This window comes from Microbacterium sp. HMWF026, from assembly GCF_003061325.1.
GTDB classification, from domain to species: Bacteria; Actinomycetota; Actinomycetes; order Actinomycetales; family Microbacteriaceae; genus Microbacterium; species Microbacterium testaceum_E.
Window position 1 is genome coordinate 1 of the sequence record NZ_QAJB01000384.1, and the last position, 6,645, is coordinate 6,645.

At 72.5% G+C, this 6,645-nt stretch carries 6 protein-coding genes; 3 read left to right on the forward strand and 3 right to left on the reverse strand.

From position 1 onward, the window contains the following. Positions 1-129 precede the first annotated feature (129 nt). Entirely contained in the window at positions 130-1,350 is a 1,221-nt protein-coding gene (locus DBR36_RS14255) for an NAD(P)/FAD-dependent oxidoreductase (RefSeq protein WP_108320431.1), read from the forward strand. A 363-nt stretch (positions 1,351-1,713) separates the two neighbouring features. Further along, entirely contained in the window at positions 1,714-2,166 is a 453-nt protein-coding gene (locus tag DBR36_RS14260; RefSeq protein ID WP_108320432.1) for an SRPBCC family protein, read from the forward strand. A 96-nt stretch (positions 2,167-2,262) separates the two neighbouring features. Here the strand turns inward: DBR36_RS14260 and DBR36_RS14265 are convergent, their stop codons facing one another. Next, entirely contained in the window at positions 2,263-3,255 is a 993-nt protein-coding gene (locus DBR36_RS14265; protein ID WP_108320433.1) for an aldo/keto reductase, read from the reverse strand. 151 nt (positions 3,256-3,406) lie between these two features. Between DBR36_RS14265 and DBR36_RS14270 the strand changes: the two genes are divergently transcribed. Beyond that, positions 3,407-3,868, forward strand: coding sequence for a hypothetical protein (locus DBR36_RS14270; protein WP_108320434.1), 462 nt, complete (start codon positions 3,407-3,409; stop codon positions 3,866-3,868). A 96-nt stretch (positions 3,869-3,964) separates the two neighbouring features. Here DBR36_RS14270 and DBR36_RS14275 read toward each other — a convergent pair whose 3' ends face one another. Both DBR36_RS14275 and DBR36_RS14280 read right to left on the reverse strand, forming a co-directional pair. Beyond that, positions 3,965-5,293 (reverse strand): serine hydrolase, encoded by a 1,329-nt coding sequence (locus DBR36_RS14275; RefSeq protein ID WP_108320435.1) that lies wholly within the window; start codon positions 5,291-5,293, stop codon positions 3,965-3,967. Between the two features lie 158 nt (positions 5,294-5,451). Next, a partial coding sequence (locus DBR36_RS14280) for a PepSY domain-containing protein (protein WP_108320436.1) occupies positions 5,452-6,645 on the reverse strand: 1,194 nt, incomplete at its 5' end.

Consider the following 6,645-nt stretch of genomic DNA (forward strand, 5'->3'; position numbering starts at 1 on the left):
TGCCCGAGCCCGCCGACGACGTCGTCCCGCCCGAGTCCTACGCCTGAGCCGGGTGCGCCGACGCCGCTGTCAAGGCGCTGGTGCGACGACCGACCGGGGCGCACCGTGAGGGAGACGAGAGGAACCCCCATGGTCGACTCCCCCTCCCCCGCGGATGCCGGCGCGCCCCCGCGCATCGTGATCATCGGCGGCGGTAATGCCGGGCTGTCGGTGGCCGGCCGCCTGCAGCGCGCCCGCGCGGGCGAGATCACCGTGATCGAACCCCGCGAGCAGCACGCGTACGCGCCGCTGCAGTCGCACATCGCCGGAGGTGCCGCCCGGGCGTCACTCGCCGTGCGCGCCCAGGCCGACGTCATCCCTCCGGGCGTGCGGTGGCTGCGCGATGAGGCCTTCACGGTGGATGCCGAGGCCCGGCGCGTGCACCTCGTGTCGGGCGGTCGCGTGGATTACGACCAGCTGGTCGTGTGCGCGGGGTTGCGCATGGCGTGGGAGCAGGTGCCCGGGCTGACCGAGGCGATGGCCGCCCCCGAGGGCGTGTCGAACTACGACTTCATCCTCGCCGCCAAGGCCTCGCCAGTCCTGCGCGACCTGCGCGCGGGGACGGTCGTCTTCACGCAGCCGCCCGAGCCCGCCTCGTGCGGTGCCGCGGCGCAGAAGCCGATGTACCTCGCGTGCGACTGGTGGCGCGCGATCGGCGTGCGCGACGACATCCGGGTCGTGTTCGTGTGCCCCGATCCGGTGCCGTTCGGCATCCCCGCCATCGACCGCGAACTGCAGCGCAAGCTCGACGAGTACGGCATCGAGGTGCGGTACAGCCGGGAACTGCGAGAAGTGGATGCCGCGACCCGCACCCTCGTGATCGGTCACGGCGAGACGGTCGAGACCCTCTCGTACGACGTCCTGCACGCGGTGCCGCCGCAGCGGGCGCCCGAGTGGATCGCGGGCAGCGGGCTCGCGGCATCCGATGGTCCCCAGGGCCTGGTCGACGTGGACCCCGAGACCCTCCGGCACGTCCGGTACCCGGAGGTCTGGGCGGTCGGAGACGCGGCACGGGTGGCCACGCGCCCCTCGGGCGGGGCGATCCGACAGCAGGCCAAGACGCTGGTGAAGAACCTGACCGCGGTGCTCGCGGGTCGCGCGCCGACCTCGCGGTACAACGGGTACAGCGTCGTGCCGTTCACCGTGTCGCGGGGGACCGTCGTCTTCGCGGAGTTCGACCGGCGAGGGCGGCTGCAGCCCACGATCCCGTTCTGGCGGTCGCTGTACCGCGAGCGCCGGTCGACCTGGATCGCGGATCGGCGCGTGCTGCCGTGGGTGTATTGGCACTTGATCCTGCGCGGACGCGCCTGACGGCGCCCGCGCGCGGGCGCGCCCCGTCGCGCGCGCGGACGCCCGCCGTCGGGACCCCGCCCCCGAGAACCCGCCTCCAACTCGCGATAAACGCCAGCCGTGCTGATAAACGCTCCGACACCGCGTGTCTCAGCACGAACAGCGTTTATGGGCGGCAGGCCCGCGGCGCGCGCCGGGCCGGAAGCCCAGGTCGGCGGGGTCGAGAGCACGCGGCGGCTCCGCGCCCATAGGGCACGAACGCCGATCGCTCAACCCCCGGGGCCTGTCGCCGGCACCGCGCGAAGACTGGGACCAGCCCCGGAAGACATCGACACCAGGCGCCGCACCTCCCGCGGGGGGCCGGCCGCCGAGAAAGAGGACACCATGGCACAGGTCATCGAAACCATCGACGTCGACGTTCCCGTCCGCGTCGCGTACAACCAGTGGACGCAGTTCGAGGAGTTCCCGCACTTCATGAGCTACGTCGAGTCGATCACGCAGAAGAGCGAGACCCTCACGCACTGGAAGGTCAAGATCGCCGGCGCGGAGCGCGAGTTCGACGCCGAGATCACCGAGCAGCACCCCGACGAGCGCGTCGCGTGGAACAGCGTGGGCGGCGACGAGAACCACGCCGGTGTCGTCACGTTCCACCGCCTGTCCGACGCCGAGACCCGCGTCACGGTGCAGATCGACTGGGAGCCCACGGGCCTGCTCGAGAAGGCCGGCGCCGTCCTCGGCGCCGACGACCACTCGGTCAAGAAGGATCTCGAGAACTTCAAGGAGTACATCGAGTCGCGCGGCGCCGAGTCGGGTGCCTGGCGCGGCGACGTCAGCTGACGTCCGCTCCGCAACGACGAAGCCGGGTCCCGCGAGGGGCCCGGCTTCGTCGTTCTCAGGACGCCGGATGCCGTGGCATCCGCTCCCGAGCAGCTGTCACCACTGCGGGTGGATCTCGGCCCGCAGGCGGCGGTCGTACACGTCGCGCACGAGCGCGTCGAAGGCGTCGAGATCGAAGCCGCCGTCGAGCAGGTCGGCGGCCTGAGCGTTGGCGGTGGCCTGCTGCGTCGACCGCGCGCCGGGGATGACGCTCGTCACACCCTCGCGCGAGGCGATCCACGCGAGGGTCGCCGCGGGCAGCGTCACACCCTCGGGAAGCGATGCCTTGAGCTCGTCGGCCGCGGCGACGCCCTCGTCGAAGGGCACGCCCGAGAAGGTCTCGCCCTTGTCGAACGCCTCGCCGTTGCGGTTGTACGAGCGGTGGTCGTTCTCGGCGAACGTCGTCGAGCGGGAGTACTTGCCCGACAGCAGTCCGCTCGCCAGCGGCACGCGCGCGAACACGGCGACGTTCTTCTGCGCGGCGAGGGGCAGCACCTCGTCGAGGGGCTTGAGGCGGAAGGGGTTGAAGATGATCTGCAGGTTGGTCAGGTTCGGCCGTTGCAGGGCCGACAGCGCCTGATCCATCGTCTCGACCGAGGCGCCGTACGCGGCGATCACGCCCTCGGACACCAGCTGATCGAGGGCGTCCCAGGTCGCGTCGTCGTCGATGACGGCCGACGGCGGGCAGTGCAGTTGCACCAGGTCGAGGGTCTCGGTGTCGAGCAGGCGCCGCGACCGGTCGAGCCAGCCGCGGAAGTTCTCCATCACATAGTTCTCGGGCACCTGGTCTTCGCGCCGACCCATCTTGGTCGCGACGGTGATGTCGGCCCCGGAACGGCTCTTGAGGAACGACCCGATGATCTGCTCGGACCGCCCGTCGCCGTAGACGTCGGCGGTGTCGAAGAGGGTGACGCCGGCGTCGGCCGACGCGGCGAGGACTGCCCGCGCGTCGTCCTCGCTGACATCACCCCAGTCGGCGCCGAGCTGCCAGGTGCCGAGACCGATCGCCGAGACCTCGCGGCCGGTGCGGGAGAGGGGACGCTGCTGCATTGCAATTCCTTTCGAAGCTTCGTCGAGCCTATCCAGCCCCTCCGACATCGGGGTCTTCTCGGGCCGGATGCCGCGACCCGGCGTCGCGCAACCCCGCCCCCGCCCGCCGGGCGACGACCTAGCGTGGCGGCACACCCACGGAAGGATCACCATGGACATCCCCGCCGACCGTCTGCCCGGAGCCGACGAAGAGAACCTCATCCCCGAATCCGAAGGCCTCGCCGCCGACGTGCCCGCGGGTGCGGCCGGAGCCGACTCCGGAGCCGTGGGCACGGCGCGCATCGACCCCGACGACGAGGCCCGCATCCAGGGCGTCTCGAGCCAGAACGACCTGCCCGGGGTCGGCACCCGCGCCGCCGACGGACTCACCGAGCGGGGCACGGGCGAGGTCGGCTCCACCTCGCGTCACACCGAGGACACCGACGCGGACGAGCAGGCCGACGAGCCGGACCCGAACGAGAAGACCCCCGCCTCGCCCGAGCCCGACGCCGACGGCGCCGAGCCGCACGTCGACGCCGACGACCCGATCGCGGCGTTCCAGCCCGGCGTCGGTCGCGACTCCGCGGCATCGAGCAAGATCGCCCAGCGTCTGCCCGACCCCGACCAGGCCTGATCGACTCGAGCGGGAGGTTCCGTCGACGGCGCCTCCCGCCCGAGTCCTTCGACGGGCGCGCGCTCCGCCGGCGGCCGCACCCGTGGGAAAGCCCCGTCAGTGCGCCAGGCGCAGTGCATCCTCGGCGAGATGGAAGAAGTCCGACATCGCCCCCGACACCGCCGTGGCATCCGTGTCCGCCATCATGAGCACCCCCGTCGCCTCCCCCGCGTCGTCGCGCACCAGGCAGCTGCCGGTCAGCACTCCCCGACTCGACCCGCCCTTGAACGCGACGTAGGGCCACGTCCCGACGTCGAGCCCCTGCCCGGGGTTCTCGCTCAGGATGCCGAGCACCTCGGCATCCTGCGTCTGCTGCAGCGCTCGATGCACGGCGGCCACGTCCCGCGCCGAGGCGAACCAATCGAATCCGTCCTGCCACGCGGGAGCGACGACCCTCTCGCCCTCGACGGCGAGCGGAGCGGCGTCGATGCGGTCCAGGAGCGCACGCCGTCCCGCCTCGTCGGCCGCGGCCCACTCGGCGCGGACGGCGGGGTCGCCCCAGCCGAGCGTGAACAGCTCCTTGGTCGACACGAACGGCCGCAGCGCGGCGGGATCGGCGTGACCGCTGCGTGCCACCGCCGCCTCGACGCGCTCGCGTCCGAGCCGGCCGATCAGCAGGTCGGTGGCGGTGTTGTCGCTGATGCGGATCATCGCCGAGGCCGCCTCGCGCACCGACACCTCGGTGCCGGTGGGAGCGTCCTGCAGCTCGCCCGAGGGCAGGCTGCGGTCGGCGTCGACGAGGACGAGCGTGTCGTCCCAGGACAGATCGCCGGATGCCACGGCATCCGCCACCGCCAGGAGCACGTACAGCTTGAACACCGATGCCAGGGGCGCGGCGCGTTCGGCGTCGATCGAGACCACCGTCTCGTCTGCGCGCAGGACGAGCGCGCTCACCTGGCCCGGCAGCGCGCGCAGCCGCTGCTGCACCTCGTCGAGCGAGGTCGAGGGCTCCCACACGGGGGCGACGGGTCCCAGCAGCATGGTGGTGATACGCCCCGCGGAGTCGATCGCGAGCGTGAGGTCGAACGGGTCGCCGAGGGCGCCGGCGAGCGTCGCGCGGGCCTGCGTCTCGGTCCCGGTGTATGCGGTCACGGTGAAGGGCGCGGCCGGTCGGATCTGCCGGTTCACCATCTCGGACACCTGCTCGGCCGGCACCTGCTTCTGGAAGTTCTCGTCCAGCACGCGGGTCCACGCACCGGGGGTGGTGTCGTCCTCGGCCTCGAACACGTCGATGATCCACGTCATGCGCTCTCCCACCGGGGTGGCCGGGATGTCGACGGATGCCGCGGGACTGCCGCTCGGAGCGGGCTTCGCGCTCGCGCAGGCGGTGAGGGCGGCGACGGTGACGAGCGAGACGAGGGCGGTGAGGCGACGGGCGAGAGTCACGGGAGTCCTTCCGGTGGGGACCTCCCACGCTACGAGCGCGCGACGGCGCGCACCTCCCTCTCACGGCGGAGGTGCGCGCCGTCGCCTGCGCGACCGAAGAGGCGGCATTCCGCGGACGTCGACCGAATGGCCGTGTCCGCGCACTGCCGCCTCGGTTCTCAGGGCCTCGCGACGGCGCGCCGCGCGCGCCAGCCGAGCAGCACGTCGATCACCACGAACGCGGCGAGCGTGTAACCCACCAGGGGCAGGAACAGCCCGATCGCGATCGCGACGGCGAGAACCGCCGCGATCCCCCACCAGGGCGCCCCGCCGAGCGCACGGGCGGGGGCAGCGGCGAGACCGCGCGTCGGCCGGCGCTTCCACCACATCGCGTAGCCCAGGGCGACGAGGGCGGCGATACCCAGCGCCAGGGCGAGAAGCACGAGCTGGTTCGCCAGACCGAACATCGTGCCCATGTGCAGATCGACTCCCCAGCGCGAGAGCTTGGCCAGCAGCGGGAAGTCGGCGAAGTCGATCCGATCGGTCACCTGCATGCGCGATCCGTCGATCGCGACGGCATCCACCTCGGTCGGGAAGCTGCGGTGGATCTCCTGCACCACCCACGCCTTGCCGGCGGCGGCCGGGGGTTTGATCTCGACGTCTCCGCTGTCGACGTTCACCTGCCGGGCGAGGGCGAGGACGGCGTCGAAGGTCGCCGGGTCGGTCTGCCCGGCGGAGGGAGCGGAACCCCCGTGCCCGGCATGACCGGCGTGCTCGCCCGCCGCCGCCCCGCCGTCGAGCGAGGTCGTCAGTGCGGGAGTGCCCTCGCCGACCGCGGCGCGGAGGTCGCTCACGTGCGCCCCCGCGAAGGTCGACCACGTGATGCCCGTCGCCGAGAGGAACACCGCGCCCAGCACGACCCAGATCCCCACCGAGGCGTGCCATCCCGACAGTCGCCGGTAGCCGGTGTGACGCGGGTTGGGGCGCAGCAGGTCGCGGCGTCCCCGGCGCGAGCGCACGAAGCGTCCGATCCAGAGTCCGAGACCCGCGAGGGCGACGATCCCGAGCCAGGATGCCGCGAGCTCGCTGTACCAGCGCCCCACGTCGCCCAGGTGCAACGACCGGTGCAGGTCACTGATCCAGTGCCGCAGCGGCAGCGCGCCGCTCGTGCCGTAGGCGGGCAGATCACCGCGGATCTCGGCGGTGGCGGGGTCGACGAAGATGGCCCGCGTCGTGCTCTCGGGCAGCGTCTCGTCGGCGAACATCACGCGCGTCGTCGCCCCGGCCTCGGGGGCGGGGCGCACGGCGACGGGCGTCGACCCGTCGCCCACGACGGCTTCCGCCGCGTCGATCTGGCGCGCAAGGGGCAGGGC